Annotated in this window: 20 protein-coding genes; 8 read left to right on the forward strand and 12 right to left on the reverse strand. The window is 57.2% G+C overall.

Annotated features, from left to right (window positions below; translation table 11 throughout):
- Positions 1 to 418: toxin VasX (locus AC6LJY_RS25990; RefSeq protein ID WP_498137085.1), on the reverse strand; the 418-nt coding region annotated here is incomplete at its 3' end.
- On the opposite strand from AC6LJY_RS25990, the gene AC6LJY_RS25995 reads away from it, so the two are divergent.
- Positions 309 to 572 carry a hypothetical protein gene (locus AC6LJY_RS25995; RefSeq protein ID WP_498137108.1) on the forward strand — a complete coding sequence of 88 codons (264 nt, stop codon included), beginning with the start codon at positions 309 to 311 and terminating at the stop codon, positions 570 to 572. The genes AC6LJY_RS25990 and AC6LJY_RS25995 overlap by 110 nt on opposite strands.
- A 345-nt stretch (positions 573 to 917) precedes the next feature.
- On the opposite strand, the gene AC6LJY_RS26000 is transcribed toward AC6LJY_RS25995, so the two are convergent.
- The 6 genes from AC6LJY_RS26000 to AC6LJY_RS26025 all read right to left on the reverse strand — a co-directional run bounded on the left by AC6LJY_RS26000 (position 918) and on the right by AC6LJY_RS26025 (position 5,829).
- Entirely contained in the window at positions 918 to 1,685 is a 768-nt protein-coding gene (locus AC6LJY_RS26000; protein WP_498137086.1) for an aldolase/citrate lyase family protein, read from the reverse strand.
- Positions 1,686 to 1,695: 10 nt separating this feature from the next.
- Positions 1,696 to 2,478, reverse strand: a complete 783-nt coding sequence (gene hpaH, locus AC6LJY_RS26005; RefSeq protein ID WP_230696062.1) for a 2-oxo-hept-4-ene-1,7-dioate hydratase — start codon at positions 2,476 to 2,478, stop codon at positions 1,696 to 1,698.
- A 13-nt stretch (positions 2,479 to 2,491) separates the two neighbouring features.
- Positions 2,492 to 3,373 (reverse strand): fumarylacetoacetate hydrolase family protein, encoded by an 882-nt coding sequence (locus AC6LJY_RS26010; protein WP_498137087.1) that lies wholly within the window; start codon positions 3,371 to 3,373, stop codon positions 2,492 to 2,494.
- The gene (locus AC6LJY_RS26015) at positions 3,370 to 4,191 is read right to left on the reverse strand and encodes an amidohydrolase family protein (RefSeq protein ID WP_498137107.1); all 822 of its coding nucleotides are present in this window, start codon (positions 4,189 to 4,191) and stop codon (positions 3,370 to 3,372) included. Before AC6LJY_RS26015 ends, AC6LJY_RS26010 begins: the two co-directional genes overlap by 4 nt.
- Before the next feature lie 168 nt (positions 4,192 to 4,359).
- Positions 4,360 to 4,740, reverse strand: a complete 381-nt coding sequence (locus AC6LJY_RS26020) for a RidA family protein (protein WP_498137088.1) — start codon at positions 4,738 to 4,740, stop codon at positions 4,360 to 4,362.
- A 120-nt stretch (positions 4,741 to 4,860) separates the two neighbouring features.
- Positions 4,861 to 5,829, reverse strand: coding sequence for a Bug family tripartite tricarboxylate transporter substrate binding protein (locus AC6LJY_RS26025; protein WP_498137089.1), 969 nt, complete (start codon positions 5,827 to 5,829; stop codon positions 4,861 to 4,863).
- Positions 5,830 to 6,077: 248 nt separating this feature from the next.
- Between AC6LJY_RS26025 and AC6LJY_RS26030 the strand changes: the two genes are divergently transcribed.
- From AC6LJY_RS26030 to AC6LJY_RS26060, 7 genes are all read left to right on the forward strand, one after another.
- A complete protein-coding gene (locus tag AC6LJY_RS26030) occupies positions 6,078 to 6,710 on the forward strand; it encodes a flavin reductase family protein (protein ID WP_498137090.1) in 633 nt (210 codons plus the stop codon).
- On the forward strand, positions 6,707 to 7,495 hold the full coding sequence (locus AC6LJY_RS26035; protein ID WP_498137091.1) for an IclR family transcriptional regulator: 789 nt from the start codon (positions 6,707 to 6,709) through the stop codon (positions 7,493 to 7,495). Before AC6LJY_RS26030 ends, AC6LJY_RS26035 begins: the two co-directional genes overlap by 4 nt.
- Positions 7,496 to 7,905: 410 nt before the next feature.
- Positions 7,906 to 8,559, forward strand: coding sequence for a hypothetical protein (locus tag AC6LJY_RS26040; RefSeq protein WP_498137092.1), 654 nt, complete (start codon positions 7,906 to 7,908; stop codon positions 8,557 to 8,559).
- 333 nt (positions 8,560 to 8,892) lie between these two features.
- Entirely contained in the window at positions 8,893 to 11,985 is a 3,093-nt protein-coding gene (locus AC6LJY_RS26045) for a metallophosphoesterase (protein ID WP_498137093.1), read from the forward strand.
- A 311-nt stretch (positions 11,986 to 12,296) separates the two neighbouring features.
- Entirely contained in the window at positions 12,297 to 13,535 is a 1,239-nt protein-coding gene (locus AC6LJY_RS26050) for a hypothetical protein (RefSeq protein WP_498137094.1), read from the forward strand.
- Positions 13,536 to 13,777: 242 nt separating this feature from the next.
- Positions 13,778 to 14,341 carry a hypothetical protein gene (locus AC6LJY_RS26055; RefSeq protein WP_498137095.1) on the forward strand — a complete coding sequence of 188 codons (564 nt, stop codon included), beginning with the start codon at positions 13,778 to 13,780 and terminating at the stop codon, positions 14,339 to 14,341.
- Between the two features lie 96 nt (positions 14,342 to 14,437).
- Positions 14,438 to 15,163 (forward strand): hypothetical protein, encoded by a 726-nt coding sequence (locus AC6LJY_RS26060; RefSeq protein ID WP_498137096.1) that lies wholly within the window; start codon positions 14,438 to 14,440, stop codon positions 15,161 to 15,163.
- 162 nt (positions 15,164 to 15,325) lie between these two features.
- Here AC6LJY_RS26060 and AC6LJY_RS26065 read toward each other — a convergent pair whose 3' ends face one another.
- The 5 genes from AC6LJY_RS26065 to AC6LJY_RS26085 form a co-directional block, all read right to left on the reverse strand.
- A complete protein-coding gene (locus tag AC6LJY_RS26065; RefSeq protein ID WP_498137097.1) occupies positions 15,326 to 15,607 on the reverse strand; it encodes a hypothetical protein in 282 nt (93 codons plus the stop codon).
- 272 nt (positions 15,608 to 15,879) lie between these two features.
- Positions 15,880 to 16,743: a class I SAM-dependent methyltransferase gene (locus AC6LJY_RS26070; RefSeq protein WP_498137098.1), complete on the reverse strand. Its 864-nt coding sequence runs from the start codon at positions 16,741 to 16,743 to the stop codon at positions 15,880 to 15,882.
- Between the two features lie 106 nt (positions 16,744 to 16,849).
- Positions 16,850 to 18,025 carry a CMD domain protein gene (locus tag AC6LJY_RS26075; protein WP_498137099.1) on the reverse strand — a complete coding sequence of 392 codons (1,176 nt, stop codon included), beginning with the start codon at positions 18,023 to 18,025 and terminating at the stop codon, positions 16,850 to 16,852.
- 24 nt (positions 18,026 to 18,049) lie between these two features.
- Positions 18,050 to 19,504, reverse strand: a complete 1,455-nt coding sequence (locus AC6LJY_RS26080; RefSeq protein WP_498137100.1) for an acyl-CoA thioester hydrolase/BAAT C-terminal domain-containing protein — start codon at positions 19,502 to 19,504, stop codon at positions 18,050 to 18,052.
- A gap of 3 nt (positions 19,505 to 19,507) precedes the next feature.
- Positions 19,508 to 21,091: an ABC transporter substrate-binding protein gene (locus AC6LJY_RS26085; RefSeq protein ID WP_498137101.1), complete on the reverse strand. Its 1,584-nt coding sequence runs from the start codon at positions 21,089 to 21,091 to the stop codon at positions 19,508 to 19,510.
- Positions 21,092 to 21,153: the final 62 nt, after the last annotated feature.

A 21,153-nucleotide genomic window follows, 5' to 3' on the forward strand; every position in this document is an offset into this window, starting at 1 on the left:
GCGCGGATGGCGCCGTCTGCGCCTTGTAGGCATCCAACACCGGCTCAGGCCACCGGTCTTGCGAGAACGCGATCCACGCTTCCTTGTAGGCCTTGGTGTCGACGTGTATGAACGAAGCGCGCACGTCGTGCCCTACACCCGTGCAAGCCTTGGACAAGGGGCGGGGCGTGCCCTCGGGCATTCGGTACGGATCATATTGGCGCATGTGCCCGTCGGCGGTGACTTGGTACGCGTGCCAGATTTCCTGATCCAGCAGCACATACACAAACCCTTCGCGCAGTACGCGATAGTTACCCGGCTGCATATCGATGCGTACGCGGTCTTGTTCGGGATCGAAGGGGGACGACGGCGACGACGATGTCCAAGACGGTGAGGATCTTGGCGGCAATGGCGCATTGCGCAGCAACAAGATCGGCATTCCGCTGCGCTCGCAAGCGCGGCAAGTACCTGCTGGCACCGCCATCGTTTCCAACACCGCCAGCCGAGCCTGGTGGGCGAAAGAGCTTGCATGCGAACTCATCATCAACTCCGCGATCAATTCGGCGTGTAAAGCACGTCACGCCATTCAGTAGCGCCCAGCGTCGCAAATGAATCGACCCTGCGCTTTCAAAACGAAGGGCTGTGAGGATTAATGCAATATCCGTGCCATGCCGGCAGGGAAAAGTAAAACCGTCAACGCTATCAATGACTTATGGGCTATTTGCGCGACGCCGCCCGCGCTGCGTTGCGCCAATCACCCGGAATTGCCGGGATTTCCAACGCAAAACGGGCCATATTTGGCCCGTTAAAAAATAAGCAGCGCTTTATCAAGGAGTTATAGCGGGTCAAATTTGGCTTGATCGGGCCAAATGTGGCCCAGCGGCTTTGCTCCGCCCAGAACGAGGCAGACAAGATCGCCGTGCCGACAAACGCCCGCCTTAGATACCCGCGAACCGTTCCGCCAACGCATCGCAATGCCGCACCAAGATCGCCGCGTCCACGCCCACCGCCGTAAACAAACTCCCAGCCTCGATATAGCGCCGCGCCAGCGCCTCATCCCCTGTCAACACCCCCGGCGCCTTGTCTGCCGCGCGTACCCGCCGGATGGCGCTTTCCACGTGGGCCACCACCTTCGGATGATGCGGCTCGCCGGGATATCCCAAGCTGGCAGCCAGATCCGCGGGGCCTATAAACACCCCATCCACGCCATCCACCGCAATCATGGCGTCCAGATTCTCCAGCGCTTCGCCCGTCTCGGCCTGCACCAGCAAACACAATTCCTCTTCGCACCGGTGCATATAGTCCGCCACACGCCCATACCGAGTCGCGCGCATCGTGCCGCTGACACCGCGCACGCCGCGCGGCGCATAACGCATACCGGCCACCGCGCTTTGCGCCTCGTCCGCGTTCTGCACATACGGCAGCAACAAGGTCTGCGCGCCGATATCCAGATACTGTTTGATCTGCACCTTGTCATTCCAAGACGGGCGCACCACCGGATGGCTCTTATACGCGCCAGCCGCCTGCAACTGCGCCATTACCGTCGGCAGCACCACGGGCGTGTGCTCGGTATCCAGGAGCAGCCAATCAAAGCCGCTGGCCGCGACCAGTTCGGTACTGTTCGCATTCCCAAGCGTCACCCACAGCCCGGTTTGATGGCGCTGTTCACGCAAGGCGCGTTTAAACGTATTGATCGGAAGTTCCATGCGCGCCGCCTTATGAGAAATGCACCGAGATGCTGCCCAGCTTGCCGTAGTCGGCATGCAGCGTGTCGCCGCGTTTGACCGCAACGGTGCGCGTGAAAGACCCCGCCAGCACGATGTGCCCGGCTTCCAACCCGGCGTCGTGCTGCGCAAGTTTGTTCGCCAGCCACGCAATACCCAACGCCGGATGCCCCAGCACGGCCGCTGACACGCCGGATTCCTCGATGACGCCGTTTTTCAGAAGCAGGGCGCCAACCCAGCGCAGATCAATATCCATCGGCCGCACCGGCCGGCCGCCCAGCACGATGCCGGCACACGCCGCGTTATCGGCAATGTTGTCCACGATGCGGCGCGGATACTTGCTGCGGCCATCGATCAGTTCCAGCGCCGGCACCACGTAATCCGTGGCATCCAGCACGTCGAACAGGCTCACATCCGGGCCGCGCAAGGGCTTGCCCAGCACGAAAGCCAGCTCGACTTCCACGCGCGGCACGATCAGCTTGTCGGTGGGAATGGTCTGCCCATCCTGATAGAACATCGTGTCCAGCAAATGGCCGTAGTCGGGCTCGTCAATGCCCACGGTGCTTTGCATGGCCTTGGACGTCAGGCCAATCTTATGGCCGCGCAGTTTGGCGCCGTCGGCAATCTTCTGGTCGATGTTGCGTTGCTGGATGGCATACGCATCGGCAATCTCAATGCCGGGAAACGCCTGGTCAAGCTGCGTGGTGGGCACGCCGCTGCGCTCGGCTTCAAGCAGCAGGCTGGCCGCGCGGGCGCGGTCGTCGTCGTTAAGCATGAACGGCTCCTGATCAGTGCGCGGCGACTTCGTCGGCCACGGGGTTGGACAACACGCCGATGCCGGCCACTTCCACCTCTACCACGTCGCCCGGCTTCAAGAAGCGCGGCGGCGTGAAGCGCACACCTGCGCCGATGGGGGTGCCGGTGGAGATGACGTCGCCGGGTTGCAGCGTGGTCCAGATGGAGATGTAGCGGATCAGTTCCGCGAACGGAAACATCAGGTTGTCGGTAGCGTCTTGCTGGCGCAGTTCACCGTTTACGCGCGTGGTCACCGTCAACGGCGCGGCGGGGTCGAATTCGTCCGCCGTTACCATCCACGGCCCCATCGAACCGCTGGCGTCAAAGTTTTTGCCCTGCGTTACGTTGAACTTGCCGTGCTTGATCCAGTCGCGGACCGTGCCTTCGTTCAGGCAGGTCAGGCCCGCGATGTGGCTCCAGGCGTCTTCGGCCGCAATGCGGCGGCCGGCCTTGCCGATGATGATGGCGATCTCGCCTTCGTAATCCAGTTGCTCGGATTCCGGTGGGCGCAGCAAAGGTTCGCCATGGCCCACGAACGAACCTGGAAAGCGCGGGAACACGCTGGGGTAGGCGGGCGGCGCGCTGCCGTCCTGGTATTCCTCGTTGCGCTTGCCGTAGTTCACGCCGACGCAGATGATTTTTTCTGGCGAGGGTATGGGCGGCAACAGCCGCACCTCGTTCAGCTTGTGCGTGGGGGTAAGCGCGTCGGCCAACGTCGCCAGCGCGGGCAGGGCGTTGGCTTCCAGTGCGGCGCGCAGGCTGGCAAAGCCCTGGCCGTGGCCAAGGCGCTGACCGTCCAGCGCAACGATCTGGTCGCGTGCGCGCAATGCGCCAAAGTGCGTGCGGCCTTCATGCGTATAAGTCAGCAGTTTCATTCGTCGAATCCAAACAAGCGAGCGGGGTTGTCCACCAGGATTTTCTTAAGCGTCGCGGCGTCGCCCGCATAGCGCGCCAACTGGTCCACCAACTGGCCCTCGTCAGGCGTGGGTTTGGTGGAGACGGGATGCGGCCAGTCGCTGCCCCACACCACGCGGTCGGGGTTGGCGGCGATCAGCGCTTGCGCAAGCGGCGTCACGTCGTCCCAAGGCGGGCCGCCGCGTGAGATTTTTTCCGTCAGCGACAACATCACCCAGTAGTTGCCGCGACGTAGCAACCTCTCCAACAACTGCCGAGTTGGATCTGCCGCGCCCGCAGTGGGATCGGCACGCCCCATGTGATCCAGCAGCACCGGAATATCCAGCCGGTCAAACTGCGCCGCCTGCGCCATCATGCCGTCGGGCTCCGGCTGAAACTTGGCGTACCAGCCCAGTTCACGAATGCGCGCAATGGCGCGGTCAAACACGGCGGGCGCCATGCTGATGCCCAAGCCCTGACGCGTGAACCGCGCCCCGCGCACGCCCGCATCGTGCAGCTTCTGAATGTAGGCGTCGTCACGCTCGGCCAGCACCACCGCATTTGCGCAACCGCGATACGACGGGCCGGCGGCGGCCAGGCCGTCCAACACCACCTGGTGATCCGCCCCGTAGGTGGTGGCCTGCACGATCACGCCGCGCTCGATGCCCAGAAGGCGGTGCAGGCCCAGCGCGGTCTCGATGGTGGCGCTGGGCATCTCATACGCCGCGCCGGGGCGAACCGGGTAACGGTCTGCGGAGCCGAATACGTGAAACTGGCTGTCGCAGGCCTTAGGCGGCAGGCGAGTGGCGGGCGCAGTGGGGCGGGGATTGAAGGGTTGGTACTGCGAGGGGGAATGTTGCGGCGCTTGCTTCTGCGACGCTGAATTCTGCGCAGCTTGATTCTGCGAACTTTGGCTTTGAGTCGTTTGGCTCTGATCCATTTGGCTTTGAGTCATCGTCTGTCTCCCTTACCCGATCACGGCCACAAAATCGCATTCGATCAGCTTGTCGCCATCCAGATCAGCCTGCATCGTGTGCCGCGCCGGGCGGTTAGCCGCATCCGGAAACGCTTGCAGCCACACGGCATTTAGCGCCGCGCGCTGGCTGCGGTCGCGCATCCACACCGTCATCTTGGCGACGTGATCCAGCGTGCCGCCGCCCGCCTCAACAATGCGCCGCACGTGCTCGAACATGAGTTCGCACTGGCGCTCCAACGTCGCGCCGTACGCGCCCGTGGCGGGGTCGGTGCCCTGGATGCTGCCCGAATACAGCATGGGCCCAATCCGGCACGCGGCGGGAATGGGGTTCTTGTGGCTGAAGCCTTCGGCGTAAATGCTGCGTCTGCTCATGGCGGGTTCCGTGTGGAAAGAAGGGTGGGGCGGCATCGCGGCCATGACCAGGCAAGGCCGCGATGCGCTCGGTTGTCAGGGCGTGGGTGCTGGCGCGTCAGGCCAGGCGGTGGTCTGGCCTTAGTTCGCCGTGATGCCCGCACGCTTGATGATCGGCGTCCAGCGCGCGTCTTCCGCCGCCAGATAGCGCGTAAATTCCTCGGGCGTACTGCCACGCGCCTCGGCGCCCAGCTCATCAAAACGCTGAATGATCGTCGGCTGCGCCAGAATCTTCGTCAGCGCTTCGCTCAAGCGCTTCTGCACATCCGGCGGCGTGCCCTTGGGCGCCAGCAGCCCCGTAAACGTGGCCGCCTCCATGCCCTGCACACCCGCTTCCGCAAACGTCGGCACGTCTGGCATCGACGGCACGCGCTTGGCCGTCGTCACCGCCAACGCGCGCAAGCGGCCTTCCTTCACATACGGCAGCGCCACCGAAATCTGATCAAAGTTGAAATCCACCTGCCCGCCCAACAGATCGGTTGTGGCCGGCGCGTTGCCCTTGTACTGCGCCGTCGTCCAACGCGCGCCCGTCAACGACTGCAACAGCTCGCTGACCAGATGATTCGTGGTCCCCGCACCCGGCGACGCCATGTTCAGCTTGCCCGGCTCCTTCTTCGCCAACGCCAGCAATTCCGCCAGCGTCTGCGCCGGCAAGCCCGGCTTCACCTGCAACACCAGCGGCGTGTAAGACACCGAACTGATCGGCGCAAAGTCCCGATCCCACTTGTACGCATCCCGCTTGAAAATCAGCGGCGAGAACAGCAGCGGCCCGTTCGCCGCCATGAACAAGGTGTAGCCATCGGGCTCGGACCGCGCCACCTGCTCACCGGCAATCATCCCGCCCGCACCCGGCTTGTTCTCGACAATAAACGGCTGCCCAAACGCCGCCTGCAAACCCGGCGCGATCAGCCGCGCCGCCACATCCACATTGCCGCCCGGCGGATAGGGCACCACGATCTTCACGGGTTTCTCGGGCCACGCGGCGTGCGCCATGGAAGTCAGAACGGTCAGCGCCACCGTGGCGCAGGCGCGAAGCGCATTGCGATGCATGGTTTGTCTCCTGGTCGTGTCATCACGTTTTGTTTGTTGTGTTTGACGACACTCTAGAAATTCCGGCGCCGCTGAACAATCCGAATTTCAAGAAAAGTTCCGGATGTTGGACTCTTTTGGCAGGTCGCTTTGCGGGCGGCTTTTGGCATGACCGCGTTTCGCCGCAGAATTACCCTGGGCGCCTATTGCGCACGCGGTTTTATTCACTGTTGAATGTTCAATATCCGGACTACGGAGCCAGACCCACCATGCACTTTCCCGCCAGCGACCTGAACCCCGAACAAACCTACCGCCTGATGAGCGGCATCGTCGTGCCCCGGCCCATCGCCTGGATCAGCAGCGTCAACGTCCACGGCGGCGTCAACCTGGCGCCGTTCAGTTGCTACACCTTCGTCTCAAACAAACCGCCCATGATCGGCGTCAACATCGGCCGCAAAGCCGGCAAGCGCAAAGACACCGCCGAGAACATCCTGGCCAACCGCCACTTCGTCGTCAACGTCGGCGACGAAACCCTGCTTGATCCCCTGCACGACAGCGCCCAAGAACACCCGCCCGAAGTCAGCGAAGTCGACGTGCTGGGTTTAACCGTGCTTCCCGGCGCCGTCATCGACACCCCGCGACTTGCCGCCGCACCCATCAGCCTGGAATGCCGCTTTCATAGCGTCACCCCGTTTGGCGACACCGGCGCGGAGTTCTTCGTGGGCGAAGTGGCGATGTTCCATATACGCGATGGCCTGCTGCAAGACGGCAAGATCGATACCGCATTACTACGCCCAATCTGCCGCATCGGCGGCCCCAACTACGCATCGCTAGGCCCCATCGTCACCAAGCGCGGTATTCAGCAGACGCCCAAATCCATTATCAAACCGGAGGCCACATGAGCGAATCAGAAGATAAAAGCGCATCCGGCGCGCAGACGGTACGCAGAGCCTTGGCGCTGTTGCGCCTGATTGCCTGCGGACAAGAGCGCGGGGTAAGGCTGGTGGATCTGGAACGCATGTCCGGCTTGAATCGGCCCACCGTGCATCGCTTGCTGAAGACGCTGGTGCAAGAGGGCGCGGTTGAACAGGATTCAGAAACGCGACGGTATTTGATCGGGCAAGAGATCAGTTTGCTGGGGCTTGCCAGGACAAGACGCTTTCCGCTGCTGACGCTGGCGGACCCTTATATGAGCGAACTGGCCGATCAGGTGGGGGATACGGTGTTTTTGAGTATTCGACATGGGCACGATTCGATTTGTATTGGCCGGCGGACGGGCAGGCATCCGATACAGGTGCTGTCGATTGAGGTGGGGGTTAGACGGCCTTTGGGCGTGGGGGTGTCGGGGGTGGCGTTGTTGGCTAGTTTGGGAAGGGAGGAAAGTGTGGAGTTAGTGCGGGGGAATGCGGCCAGGCTGGAGGTGATGGGGGAACGGGTGGAGGATGTGATTGCGCGGGTTGAGGTGGCGCGGAGGGAGGGGATTGCGCATGCGGCAATGGGGTTAATGCCGGGGACTAGTGCGGTGGCGGTGCCGGTGTTGACGGAGGGTGGGGTGGCCTTGGGGGCGATTACGGTGACGGCGATGGCGGAGAGGTTGGGGGTGGAGAGGTTTGGGATGGTGGTGGAGAGGATGAAGGCGGCGGCGGGGGGGATTGCGGGGAGGTGGGGGAGTGTGGAGGGGAAATGAGAGGAAAGCTCGGCGGATATTGAGGCCCTCGCGTAGGGACATTCAAACTAAGAAAGAGCGAGCGCAATCAACAGATCGATATCTGCTTGTCTATAGCTGCTTGCATGAAGCTTTAGATCTACCGTGGATCAAAGTTAGTAACTAAGGTAACATTTGGAATCTTTGGCCGACCTTGGCCCCTGAAGTCTCGCTTCAGGGCAACGCGATCAGCTTCGATTCGTTAAGCCAAGTTGTCATTTGCGGTTTGCTTGTGCATCAGCTTTGGCAAGGTCGGCGGGCATCACACCGCAAGAGCAGCCCAAGCACCGGACAGCACAATCCGCATCATCGGTCGGGACTCGGAGTAACGCGCGCATAAGCGCTTTCCGAGATAGAGAGTTTCTATCCTGCAACCTTAGAACGAGATGTTGATGTTCCGTATCACTATCGCAGCAGCAGTTGTCCTCTCCCTCGGCGCTTGCACGACCGTCAAGCACGCACCTATCTCCCAAGATTCCCTGAGCAAGCTGGAAGGAAAATCCATCGTTTCCTCCCGCTATGGCCAGCCCGACTTCACTGCCTTTACCGCTGGCAAGGCGGCATTCGCGATGCTAGGCGCCGCCGCCATGGTCACGGAGGGCAATACCATCGTTAAAGAAAACGGCATCGAAGATCCAGCGATTGCGATCTCTGCCGGGCTGCAAAGCAAGCTAGCCAGCTTGAAGAACACCACGGCTGTGAACGCTTCTGGCGTGGCCGCTAAAGATGATGTCGCAACCGTAGTCGCCGCCAGTCCAGGCGGCGATTATGTTTTGGACGTGAAGACGCTAACGTGGATGTTCAATTACTACCCGACTGATTGGGCGCATTACCGGGTCAGCTATACGGCTAGGTTGCGGCTGATTGATGCGGCGACGAAGACTGTCGTGGCGGAATCGGCCTGCACAGGGGGGCAGGGGGATGACAAGAATCCGCCGACGAAGGATCAGTTGCTGGAGAACGGGGCAGGGTTGTTGAAGGGATATTTGGCGAAGGCGGGAGAGGCTTGCGCGGAGGTGTTGGCGAGGGATGTGTTGAAGCTTTGATGTTCAGATTTAATAAGGCGATTCGGCGTCGTCATAACGCTAATAGTTTATTTGAACGGTAGTGGCTGCACTGCCATGTTCAGACGATCGCAGATCCCAGCATCGCTCGCCAATAACCCTCCGACTTGCGAAAGAACTTAGAAAAAAATAATGAACAGATTTATCGTCAAATTTTCTCTGGCTTTTATCGCCATTTTCGCGGGGGTGCGCCCCTTCTAAGCCGAGTGTGAGTCACGGTTTTGTTGGCGAAATTGGGGTGTCAAGTGTTTATTAATAATAATTATATGTTTTGAATCTGACGTCTTGGAATTAATACATAAAGAAAGGGAAGTTATGCGCCTTGTTCATATTTCTGACATTCATCACTCTGAGGATCGCGGCGACCACGCGAAAGTTTTCAGCGCACTTTTGCGTGACTTGAAAAAACAAAAGAATGCGTCAAGGATAGATCTCGTTCTTTGCTCGGGAGATTTGGCAAATCGAGGAGATACCTCCGATAAAAATCAATCCTCGATCAGGGAAAAATTCCAGGCGTTGCAAGAGGTGATTGGTAGCGACGTTGGGATAGTCATATGTCCTGGCAATCATGATATTAATCTCAAAGCAAGAGATTCTATATACAAACCTGTCTTTGAGTCGGCAGATACTGTCGAAAAAGTCGCGGATTTGATAACAAAATCTATTGCCTCACCAAAGTCGGAAATATGGAACCACTTGTCGGGTTATGTTGCGATTGCGACGTCCGCCGTAAAAGGGGCCTACGAAAGCAACCCTTTGTTTTACACGAAAAAGTACGCAATAGACGGACGGACTGTGGGGGTTGCATCCTTAAATAGCGCCTGGCTGACGCGCGGAGGCGGAGATGCCGATTATGGAAAGCTATTTTTAGGTGAAGCACAGATTGATATGGCTATTGCGGAAATTGAGCATTGTGATATCAAAATAGCGTTGATGCATCATACGCTTGAATGGCTATCGCACCATGAGCGGAGTAATGTCCAGAGAGCACTGGCCGCGAACTTCAATGCGCTCTTGTGTGGGCACAATCACAATACCAGCGCAGTGTCTTTGGGAAGTAGCCTAGGAAATATTTTTATTAGCAATACCGGGTGCGTTTATCAGTCGAGGAACTATTTCAATGGATATTCAATTATCGAATTGGATTTTGAATCGCTGGAGTGGATTGTCCATGCGCGAGAATATTATTCCCAGCGGGATGATTTTGATTCGGCGCCAAGATTTTCGCCAGGCGGTGTTCGCTCGTTCAAAGTGAGTGAAGGGAGCTTAGGGGCAAACTTTTTTATTCCACCAGCTGCAATTAATGCCGCTCAAGGAAATGCCGATTCCAGATTATTGTCGTTCTCCGCGTCCGAAATCGCACCTAAGAAAGTTGGGGCCATATTCGTCGAGCCGCCACTAGGCAGGAAGAGCGAGAAACAAAGTTTCGCACGAGACGAAATTTCGGGCGACGAAGAAGGGGAGCTCCTAACCCTTGTTGATATTGAACAGGACTCGCGCGATGTTCTAATAATTGGAAAGCGCGAATCTGGAAAGACAGTTCTTTTGTATCAAATGGTGGTTAATAAATTTATGACATTTCACGCGGCTGCCCGATTGGGCGTCGTGGTAGACATGTCAGTATTGCCGAAGATTACGACCGCATCTATTATCGGTCAAATCATTGAGTTTATTGGTAATGAGCTCCGCCGGAAAGAGCTGGTCGAACTAATGAAAGCTGGTGCTATGGTGATTGGGTTCGACAATGTGGTGTTTGATAGTCATGCAAAGGTAATAAGAGAGTTTTGCCTGGATTATCCAAAAGTTCGATATATTATTTCGTCTTCCGAGGAGTTGGTGGACGACTTGGCAATCGAGCAGCTCCCGAATTTCGGGCGAGATCGAGTGGTCGCTTATGTGCATTCTCTTAAAAGTAGGCATATAAAGGAGTTGGCTAAAAAATGGTTTGGTGACGAAAATGGCTACTTAGAGAAAATAAGCTCGGTCAGCAGATTGTTAACCCAACTGAAAGTGCCGCAAACTCCTTTTTTAGTATCAGTGCTCCTGTGGGTGATTGAGCAACAGCCTACAGCTAACCTTATAAATCAAGCATCTGCGATTGAAGCGTTAATTGATGGTCTCCTAGAAAAATTTAGCGAATCAAAAGCAAGATCCGAGTTTGATTCTATTATCCAACGTCATTTTCTAACTGAGTTTGCAGTTAAGCTAGATTGCGATGATGCTGAATGGATTTCAGCAATTGACTTTGAGGCTTTTGTTGTCTCTTATTTCAAGACCAAAGGATTAAATGTCTCTATTAGAGGGTTTACAGATGAACTCTTGAGAAAAGGATTGATTTACGAGCGCGGTCAAAAAATTGCGTTTAAGTTTGATTGCTTTAGAGCTTTTTTCCTGGCAAGAAAATTTGCAGAGTTTCCGGAGTTTTGGAAGAGAGTTTTAGATTCCGGAAGAATTGCAAATTATGTTGTTGAATTTGATTTGCTCACAGGGTTGCATCGCGACAGGAAAGATGTTCTCGAGCAAGTTCAAAAGGTCTGCGACGAATTGCTGCTGTCAAGTGGAATGGATGTCGAGCTGTCTAGCTTTGAGAAATTTGAACGCGGCAGTGAAATATTTAACGGTGGAAATATGGCATCTTTAGAGCTTGAGGTGCTAACTGAACCATTAACAGAGGATCGAAGGCAAGAATTGGTGGAGCAAGTAGAGCAGCCCTCCATTGCATCATTGGATCATGATGAGGCGCGGCGGAGGACTTACGTAGCGCCGACAGGCTCGGAGCTTACTTTTATCGCTGCCTTACGGGTTTTTTCAGTGGTTCTGCGAAACAGTGAGCTAATCGACGACATTGAGGTCAAGCGAAAATCGCTGGATAGAGCATTGGAATTGTGGAGCAAGACAATAATATCGATGTTGGATAAGCTCTCTCGAACGGATTTCAATCTGATGGCAAAAGAGTCACCAGAACTAATGGGAGGGCTATCTGCCGAGAAGTTTCAGCAATTCTGCCGCTGGATGCTGCCGCTAGGAATGTCGCTGATTATGTCCGAGAGCTTGGCCACTCCGAAGCTTGATAAATTTTTGGCCGAGAAAGTGCCGCGAGAGAGTCTGCTAGTTAGGACGTTGGTGGTGATGTTGTCTCTTGATACCCTAACGAAGAGCGGCGTCGCTGCAGCCAAGCAGCTTTTGGTTGATGTTGGAAAGAATAGTCTGATCGCGGAGTTGCTTTTTTTTAAACTATTGTCTATCTACTATTTCAAGGCCCAAGGTACATCGCTCGAGTGGGTGAGGGACTGCTTGGCCTCTGCATTTACTCTGTTTCGAGGGGGCGGCTTGAAGGAGCAGGGCTATGACAAGGCTGTTTTTCTTCAATCAATAGATAAAAAGAGAATTTCGAACAATATTAGTTAAAGAGAGGATTAAGGTGTCGAAATGCAATTTCGCCAGATGGCACTGTGGCGTTGCTGTCTGGCACCTTATCTCTTCGTTCCTGTGGTGAATAGCTATCATCACTGCGGATTCGATGGTTTGCTCTGCGCCCGACTTCTACTCGCGGGTAAAAGCAATATGTCTGCGCTTGGCGCAGCAAGGAAATAGCTCGCTCATCTGTGCTTCGGCGTGCTCAAAACACGTTCGCCATTCTTTCGCCTTGCGACGAAGTGTGGCAAATTCAACCCGGAATCTACCGGCCTAAAATAAATAGTTGCCCGTGTAAAGATTAAATGAGTGAACTCATCGACGAAATACTCACCGCTCCTGAAGCGGACGCTCGGCAAGCACTAGTTAATGCGTCCGACAAGGATTTCGCATCGTTGCTGACGACCAAGAACAACGATGCTGCAGATATCGTTCTTCGGCTTTTAGACCAGCATTTGGCCAATCGAGCATTCTCTCTCTTTTCACACGAAGAGTTGCGAGTCATTCTCGGCCGGGCAAACGGTGACGCTTTGAGTAAAGTTCTGCCTCTCGTTCATCCTGACTTGCTTGCTAAACTCCTTGCTAAAGCGAGCAATGAGCTAGTTGATAAACTCGTTTCGTCCGCCTCGTCGAGTAGGATTCGATCTAACATTGTTAAGGCTCTCCCAGTGTCGAGAAGGGCTCAATGGAAGCAGTATGTTCGTCGGGAGGAGTCGGAGATTCAAAGCACGCGAAGGCTGGCGGAGGAGGGTGATGAGTCGCTTCTTGAAGGCAGGAAGCGTCTTTTGAATGACATTAATGCCGCCATCGACACAAGCACGCAAATTCTTAGGAATCTTGAGGATGAATCTCGAATCAAGGTTGATCACAACAATAAACTATTGGCGGATGCGCAGGCTCGGCTTTCGTCAGTTGAAGAAGCGATAGCCAAGCGGAATGCTGCCATTGATACGCGAGAAAGAGCTCTAGCTGCCAGGCTTGCCGAACTTGAGGAGGAGAGCAGGCGAAAAGTTCAACAGAAGATCGAAGCAAAGGTTCCCGAATACGTGACAGCTGCGCTCAAGGTTCTTGAAGATCGCGAAAAGAACTATAGGCGAAAGGCAGCTCAGTGGACGGTTCATGGCACCCTTGTACTGTTTATCTCGATAATCGCAACTGTTGCCCTATCAGTGTATGGCTATGGACTGACTAGTTCTGACATGCCTCTATCTTGGCAAGCGCTGCTCTTCATCTCCTTCAAAGGACTTGTCGTTCTCGGTGTACTTGGGTTGTGGGCAAAGCATGCGTTTACTCTCAGCAATGCATATATGCACGAAGCGATCAAGAGGTCTGATCGGGCACATGCGATTACGTTTGGAAAGCTCTATCTCGAGATATACGGGAACACCGTTGACAGGAAAGAACTACTTAACATCTTTGAAAACTGGAACATCACGTCCGAAAGTGCGTTTACCAAGGCCAATCCTGCGGGGTTTGAGCCGAGCATCATCGATAAGATAAATGAAATCTTTAAACAGGCGGAGCGGGCCAAGGGGGCGGGCTAGTACCGTCGTCTAAAGGAGCGCTACAACCACTAGTTTCTCCGCATGGCTGTATCCATGGAAATAATGTGTCAGACTGCAATTTCACCGATCACCCAGTGCGAAATTTCAGTCTGACACCTTAATTCAGGTTTGCCTAAAAAGTTTGCTTGCGATTGCTCACTCTCATAAATCCGAATATATTCAGTTTTATGAGAACGACAAGATTTTTGTCTGTCGTCTAAATTTAGCTAGGCTTCTTAATCATGATCCCAATCTACGAGCAGGGCAGCGGAAACGGCATCGGCCACGGGCTGTCGTCCTTCATTCGGCGCTTCGATGAAATTTGCACCGAGCATCTCAGCAAAGGCCGTGCAAAGTCGTTCGCGTTTATCTTCTACGACTTCACCGATCAAGCTATCCGCAAGATTCTGGAGAACCATGGCGTCTTCGCCCAGCTCGACCGTCTATCGGGCAAAGAGCTGAGCGTTTTCTATTTGCACGCTGGAACGAAGGCAACCGTTGAGGCGTTTAACGCTCATTTCTTTAGCGCGCTCGGTATCGAAGGTCAGGCCACGCTTCCCTGCGTTGTGTTCTTCCGCGTCCGCGAGGACGCCGTCGAAGACGTTGAGATCGCTCAACTCGAAAGCGCTGATCTAATTCACGGGTTCTCCGAGTTGCACGGCGCAATTCAGCAATACCTGTCTGCTAAGCCAGCGGCTTCTGCTGAGCCGTCTCACGCAATTCGTTGGTTGAAGGGAAGTTCCAAGTTTCTGTCAGTGGAACTATTCCGTGCCGCACTCAAGAAAGGCATGGAGTTCTTCTTCTAGTTCTATGCAGAGACGCCGAACCCTTCATTCCACCGGACCCGCGCGAAGAGCCGCACAGGCCGGTGAATTCAGACGTTAGCCTTCAATGGATACAGGGTGGAAATACTTCAGCAAGCGATAAAGAAGCTATCAAACTCGATGCGGATCTATGGTGAGACTCACCTCAATTTTCAGAGGCTGGTGCGCATTGACAAGGAAGAGGCTATTGATAATCTGGACCGCGCATTTGAATCGAAGCTAGAGGCATTTCATAGCCTTTATGACGTATCAAAAGCGCATTTGGATTACTTCGCTCATGCGGATACGGCATCGTTGATATTGGTTCGGAATGCGATCCACCATCGCGACCACTTGCTCTTCAGAAGCTGGAATCAGGAAATGGCTCTAGACGAGGGGTTCCGAAAGTATCTTGGAGCCGAGTTCCTTCTGGTTGACTATCCAACCCTCGGGACTCCATCCAAGATGCGATATTTTTACAAGATCGAGGATTTTTATCATCGAATAGATGATGCTAGGGAATCACCCTATCTTGAAAAAATGATGGGCCCAGTGAAGCGGCGAAAACTACTAGATCAAATTAATTCAGATCTATTCTTCTCGGAGATAAAGAGATACGCGGAATCTGAGAGGTATCCGCTTAAGCAGGTCTACGTAAACGCTATCCCGATCTTTGTTTCAGCAACGTGTCGAGTTTTCCGCGCGCTGAAGGATGCGGGGGTCGAGTTCAAGGGATTTGATGCAAATGCATACAAAGAGCCGTTTACTAATGAACTGGATGTCAATTTCTCAAAATTCACGTGTACGCCTTTGCGTGTAACTTGAAGGCTAACAAATCGTTCAAGCCGGCACCGCTTCGCGGCGCGGCTTAACTTAAGCGTTAGTGATTTAGGTGCCTACTTTGGGTCGTAAGCCGACTCACGGACGGTGGTTGCTGCGCTTGCTGACTTGACAGCGTTATTGCGTCGAAGTCCCTGCTTTGGAATATCAGGGATCTACCGTAAGTTCATCCATTGAGCGTGCGGCCAGATCAGCGACCTGATCGCACAGGCTCTCCACCCCACTCATCAAATTCGATACCACCCAGCCATGGAGCGGCGTCACTCCCGTAGCTCCAGGCTCATTCGCACTATTCCCCACAATCCTCGCGATAGCCCAAATCCCCAAGCAGGCCTTTTCAATCTTCCGCAAATCATCAAACCGAACAACGCCAAACTCCGGATCATCCGGCGTGGCCCAACGGTCATAGGTAAAAGGGTGGTCGCTCATCTCGACGCTCCGGTGTAATTGACGCAATGAAAGAAAGGAGGCCGCCATTGCAGCGGCCACTTGTTCTGTCTTTCCGGCTGTCAACCCGGGCGATCCTTTGGACCACGGGGCGAGTATGCCCCGTTAGGCGACGGACGCGATGCGCTTCCGTGCCAAATTGATCACGCTTTCTCTTACGTAAGCGCAATCGCAGGCTACTGATTAGAGAAGGATCAGCAGCCCACCACCAGCTAAAGCTATCTCTGGTTCATGCCAATCAGCCAAGCAGATACCTACTCAGCTACCGCCGCCGGAGCCACCGGCACAAAAAACCGATCCTTCAACTCCTGCAATCCAATCCTCTCCAACATCTCCGTCAGCCTCTCCGCAGGCTTCCGAGTCGGCAAATCCTTATACTGCGCCACGATCAGCTCATTCTTCATCGAATGCTCCCACCCGACCAACTCCGTCACGCTAACCTGATACCCATGAGCCTCAAGCTGCAAGCACCGCAGCACATTAGTAATCTGGCTTCCAAACTCCCGCGTATGCAGCGGATGCCGCCAAATCTCTGCCAGCGGATCAGCCAGCGCCTTGCCCTTATTCTTCCTTAGCACCGACGCCACCTCTGCCTGGCAGCAAGGCACAACCACGATGTACTTAGCCTTTTTCTCCAACGCAAAGTGAATCGCGTCATCCGTTGCCGTATTACAAGCGTGCAACGCAGTCACCACATCAATCGTCGCCGGCAATTTATCCGACGTAATCGACTCCGCCACCGACAGATTCAAAAACGACATCCCTCCAAACCCCAGCCGCTTCGCCAGTTCTTCTGACGACTTCACCAACTCTTCGCGAGTCTCGATCCCATAAATATGGGACCCATTCCCGACGGCGTCCTTCTGTTCCTTGAAGAACAAGTCATACAGAATGAACCCCAGATACGACTTCCCAGCCCCATGATCCGCAAGCGTCACCGCGCCGCGTTCTTGTTGGACGTCTTTCAGCAACGGCTCGATGAACTGAAACAGGTGGTAGACCTGCTTCAATTTACGGCGGCTGTCCTGGTTCATCTTGCCGTCGCGGGTCAGGATGTGCAGGGCTTTTAGGAGTTCGATCGACTGGCCGGGGCGGATGTCGTGGGTTTTTTCTGACATGGGGAAAGGCAAAGCGCCCCGCACGGGGCGGGGCGCGTAGTGGCGCGGAAAGCGTCAGTTTAACGAAAACGCTGACGTGGCCGCAGGGCAGTACAAAAATCGGGTCTTAGCCTACGGTGGCAAAAACCGGTTCGCCCAGGTTCAGCATCAAACGATTTGCCCAGGCGAAGATGGCGTCCGAGTGCAGCAGGTCCAGCACTTCGCCTTCGCTCAAGCCCGCATCCTTCAATGCCTGGATGCTGTTGGCGTTGACGTCGGCCTGGGCTTCGGTGATCTGGATCGAGAACTGGGCAATTGCCAGTTCACGCGCCGTGGTGCCGGCGGTGTAGGGGTCTTCGAACACTTGCGCGATCACTTCATTACGCTTGGCCAGTTGTTCGAAGCGCTGTGCGTGGACGGATGCGCAGTACACGCAGCCGTTCACACGCGAAACGACCGTGGAGCCCAGCTCGCGTTCGGCGCGCGACAGGCCGCCTGGGGCGTACATGATGGCGTTGAAGGCGGTGGAGCGCTGGCGCAGGATTTCCGGTTGGTGGACCAGGAACAGGTAGTAGTCCGAGACCTTGGCCTTGGGGTGGCTTTCTTCCAGGACGGCGACTTGTTCCGGGGTGGCGGTGTCGACGTTGACGACGTCGAGCCATGCCTTCCATTCCAGCACTTCGTTGGTGAAGCCGTGGGCCTTGATGACGGCGCCGGGTTCGGTGGCGGCGGTGTTGGGTTCGAAGGGCGCGGGCGGGACGGCGGCGGCGCGGGGGGCTTGGCCTTCCAGGTCTTTCATCGCGATCAAGCCCGCGACCAGACGGGTCTGGTAGGACAGGAACGCGATCAGTTGCGACAGGGTGACGACCGCAGGCGTGGTGACGCCTGCTGCGGGCAGGGTCTTCAGCGCGGCTTCGTCGCCTTCGACGGGGTTTTCGATCAGCTTGCGCGTGAATTCCAACACGGCAGCCAGGCGCGGGGTGGAGGCGTCTGACGGCTTGCCGGATTCTGCGACGGCGACGTCGGCGGGGGCCGCGTCGGTTTCCGCCAAGCGGGCGCGGTAGTGCGAGGCCAGCAGCGGCGACGGGCTGATGCGGGTGGCGTACAGCGCGACCAGCAGGCGTTCGGCCAGCGACAAGCCGGGCAGGGCCGGGTCGAACAGGGCGTCGTAGCTGCCTTGCGTGGCGGCGGCGACTTTTTCGCGTTGGTGGCGGACCTGAAAAGTTTTGCTGCCGGGCGTCAGGCCGACGAGCTTGTCGACCAGATCATTGACGGCGTCATAGACGATGGGTTGTTGTGCCATGGGGATGTTCTCCTTGGTGTCTGATCAGCCGGCGTTGCCGGAAGTGCTTGCCGAATGTGCAGGAGCTGACTGCGAGCTTGCGGAATCCGAACGAGTCGAATCCGCGCTAGCCGAATTAACCGCAGCAGCCCGCGCCTTTACCGCCGCGTCCAAAAACTTCTTCACGCCTTCCCACGATTCCTGGTCGGCGCGTGCGTTGTCTTTCGGATTCCCGCCGCTGGTGCTGATCTTGCCCGACACGGGGTGGGCGTAGACGAGCTGGGTGGTGGGCACGTACGGGAACAGGATCGAGTGGCCGCCGTTTTTGTAGTCGAGCCATTCGACGGGGTAGGGGTGTTTCACCTCGACCAGTTTGTCCTGCACCATCTTCGAATACAGGCTGGACGGCCACGAGCCATCGTCGGTGCCGGACAGCAGCATGACCGGGCCTTCGATGTCTTCCACGCGAATGCGGGCGCGGGCGACGGCGTCGGGGTCTTGCAGCGCGGTCAGGATGGCTTTCTCGTGGCGATGCGGCGATGGGCCTTCATCAAATGGCGCCCAGGTGGCGGTGCGGTTGTTTTCCCAGACGTGGGGGATGGGCTTGCCGCCCAGCAGCCAGGTCGGGCCTTCGCGGCCGATCTTGGGGTCGCAGGCGTTCTGGCCGCTGTGGACGACGGCGCCGGGTACGTAGGCGACGACGGCGGACACTTCCTTGGGGAAGGTTGCGCCCAGCAGCAGCACCAGTTCACCGCCGCGCGATTGGCCGCTGATGGCGACGAAGTCGTGCTTGGGTTGAACCTTTTTGCGCAGCCAGCGCAGGCCGGTCTGGAAGTACTCCAGCGGGGTGTTCGAGATGTAGTCGGACAGGCCCGGCGCCTTGAAGTACGCCAGCGCAAAGGCGGCATACCCGCGCGAGGCGTAAAGCGCTGCGCGGGGTTCGTTGATGCCGCCGCCCGAGCCGTTCAGGATCATGACGGCGGGGTGCGAACCGGGCTTGCTGCCTGCCGGCAGGTACAGCGTGCCGACCAAGCCTTCTTCGCGGACCTCGTGGCGGGTAACGCCGTCCAGCGCCAAGCGTTGCGTGAACGTGGCTTGGGCCTGCATGTCGGCTGCAATGCCGGCATCAGCGCCGGCTTCAGCGCCGGCTTCCGCACCGCCATCAACCGCACCCACACGCGCAACCACATCAGTGACCAAAGCATCGGTCACCGGGTGGTTGAAGTGTTCGCGGCTGGGCGAGTCCACCGGGGCTTGCGACCAGATCAAGCCCATGGGCGACAAACCGGTGTAGTCGCCCGAGACGGGCGCGTCGCGGGTCAGGTCGACGGCGCCGTCTTCGCCGGCCGTGTAGGCGGCGTGGGCTTGCCACAGCACGCCGTTGCGGCGGGTGCGCGCGGTGATATGCACCGTTTGGCCGGGTGCCACGTTTTCCACCCGGATCTGGCGCGGCACGTCGATCAAGGCGTCCGCGGGGGTGATGGTCAGGGTCGGCGCCATGGCTTATTTACCGGCAGCGGCGGCGGGTTCTTTGGTGACCATCATGGCGGCCGTGCGGTCGCTGGTCATCGGCGTAACCTTCAGGCCCTTCTTGGTGGCCCAGATGTTCTTGTAGTGGAACAGCGGGATGATGCCGACGTCGTCCGACACCAGCTTGACCGAGTCGCGCAGGATGGCTTCACGCTTGGCCACATCGAATTCCGACGTGGACTGTTCCAGCGCGGCGTCCACCTTGGGGTTGGTGTAGTGGCCCCAGTTGGACGCGCCCAGGCCCTTCTTGGCGTCAACCGTCGCCAGGATGTTGACCAGCGCGTAGCTGGCTTCGCCCGTGCCGTTGCCCCACGCCAGCATGCTGACGGCGAATTCGTTCTTGTTGGCGCGGCCCGAATACACGGCCCATGGCACCACTTCCACTTGGGTCTTCACGCCGACGCGGGTCCAGAACTGCGCCACGGCTTGGGCCGTTTCCGGGCCTTGCGGGTAGCGGTCGTTGGGCACGTGCATGGTCAGCTTGAAGCCGTCGGGAAAGCCCGCTTCGGCCAGCAGTTTCTTGGCTTGTGCGACATCGTTGGGGATGTCTTTAACGTCGGTGTTGTAGCCGAAGGTGCCCTTGGGCATCCACTGGTTGGCTTCGGTGGCCGCGCCTTGCAGGATGCGGTCGGAAATGGCCTTGCGGTTGATGGCCAGGTTCAGCGCCTGACGCACGCGCAGGTCCAGCAGCGGGTTCTTGTCCAGCGGCTTGCCGTTGTTGTCGGTGATGTACTGGTTGGGCGCGGGGTTGAAGCTGGGTTGCAGGATCATGACGCGCAGGCCGTCGTACGGGTACACCGCGATGTTCGGGGCCTTTTGCAGCTTGGCCAGGTCCGACACCGAGACCTTGTCGATCACGTCCACGTCACCTGCCAACAGGGCGGCGGTGCGCGAGGCGGCGTTGTTGATGTAGCGGTAGTTGACCTTGTCCCAGGTGGCCTTCTCGCCCCAGTAGCCGTCGTTGCGTTCCATGATGACGCGGTCGCCCGGGGTGTAGGACACGAACTTGTACGGGCCGGTGCCGACCATGGCCTTGCCCGAGTTGTAGTCTTCGGTGGTGGACTTTTCACCAACGTGCTTGCTGACGACGTGTACGGATGCCAGGTTCAGCGGCAGGTCGGGGTTGGGCGCCTTGGTCTTGACGATGAGCGTCAGCGGATCCTTCGCGGTCATCGTGTCGATGGTGCGCAGGTAGCCGGCGTAGGTGGCCACGCTGCCCGGCACGGCGCGCGCGCGGGTGTAGGAATAGATCAGGTCGTCGGCGGTAAACGGCGTGCCGTCTTGCCACTTGACGCCTTCACGCAGCTTGAATTCCCAGGTGGTGGGGTCCAGCGGTTTCCAGCTGACGGCCAGGCCGGGTTGCAGCTTGTTCCACTTGTTCTCGATCAGCAGGTCCCAAAAGTGCAGGGCCACCGAGCGGTCGCCGGCGTGGTTGTTCAGCTGCGGGTCCAGGGACGACAGCGGGTCGGCAAAACCGATCGACAGGTTGTCGGCGGACGCGGCGGCAGAGGCGCCGAGAATGGCGGCGGTCAGGGTCGAAAGAATCAAGCGTTTCATGTTCGGGGTCCTTGGTAGGGGGGGAACGAGTTAAGTGTTCCGAAGGCTGCGTTGTCATTCAG

Source organism: Achromobacter sp. RT286_PF, assembly GCF_059760425.1.

Excerpts from the sequence above, each read along its gene's own strand:
- AC6LJY_RS25995 (WP_498137108.1), top strand. The coding sequence starts at position 309 with ATGCGTACGCGGTCTTGTTCGGGATCGAAGGGGGACGACGGCGACGAC.
- AC6LJY_RS26035 (WP_498137091.1), top strand. The coding sequence starts at position 6,707 with ATGAGCGAATCAGAAGATAAAAGCGCATCCGGCGCGCAGACGGTACGC.
- AC6LJY_RS26030 (WP_498137090.1), top strand. The coding sequence starts at position 6,078 with ATGCACTTTCCCGCCAGCGACCTGAACCCCGAACAAACCTACCGCCTG.
- AC6LJY_RS26040 (WP_498137092.1), top strand. The coding sequence starts at position 7,906 with ATGTTCCGTATCACTATCGCAGCAGCAGTTGTCCTCTCCCTCGGCGCT.
- AC6LJY_RS26085 (WP_498137101.1), bottom strand. The coding sequence starts at position 21,091 with ATGAAACGCTTGATTCTTTCGACCCTGACCGCCGCCATTCTCGGCGCC.
- AC6LJY_RS26080 (WP_498137100.1), bottom strand. The coding sequence starts at position 19,504 with ATGGCGCCGACCCTGACCATCACCCCCGCGGACGCCTTGATCGACGTG.
- AC6LJY_RS26025 (WP_498137089.1), bottom strand. The coding sequence starts at position 5,829 with ATGCATCGCAATGCGCTTCGCGCCTGCGCCACGGTGGCGCTGACCGTT.
- AC6LJY_RS26065 (WP_498137097.1), bottom strand. The coding sequence starts at position 15,607 with ATGAGCGACCACCCTTTTACCTATGACCGTTGGGCCACGCCGGATGAT.
- AC6LJY_RS26075 (WP_498137099.1), bottom strand. The coding sequence starts at position 18,025 with ATGGCACAACAACCCATCGTCTATGACGCCGTCAATGATCTGGTCGAC.
- AC6LJY_RS26020 (WP_498137088.1), bottom strand. The coding sequence starts at position 4,740 with ATGAGCAGACGCAGCATTTACGCCGAAGGCTTCAGCCACAAGAACCCC.
- AC6LJY_RS26050 (WP_498137094.1), top strand. The coding sequence starts at position 12,297 with ATGAGTGAACTCATCGACGAAATACTCACCGCTCCTGAAGCGGACGCT.
- AC6LJY_RS26055 (WP_498137095.1), top strand. The coding sequence starts at position 13,778 with ATGATCCCAATCTACGAGCAGGGCAGCGGAAACGGCATCGGCCACGGG.
- hpaH (WP_230696062.1), bottom strand. The coding sequence starts at position 2,478 with ATGCTTAACGACGACGACCGCGCCCGCGCGGCCAGCCTGCTGCTTGAA.
- AC6LJY_RS26070 (WP_498137098.1), bottom strand. The coding sequence starts at position 16,743 with ATGTCAGAAAAAACCCACGACATCCGCCCCGGCCAGTCGATCGAACTC.
- AC6LJY_RS26010 (WP_498137087.1), bottom strand. The coding sequence starts at position 3,373 with ATGAAACTGCTGACTTATACGCATGAAGGCCGCACGCACTTTGGCGCA.
- AC6LJY_RS26045 (WP_498137093.1), top strand. The coding sequence starts at position 8,893 with ATGCGCCTTGTTCATATTTCTGACATTCATCACTCTGAGGATCGCGGC.
- AC6LJY_RS26000 (WP_498137086.1), bottom strand. The coding sequence starts at position 1,685 with ATGGAACTTCCGATCAATACGTTTAAACGCGCCTTGCGTGAACAGCGC.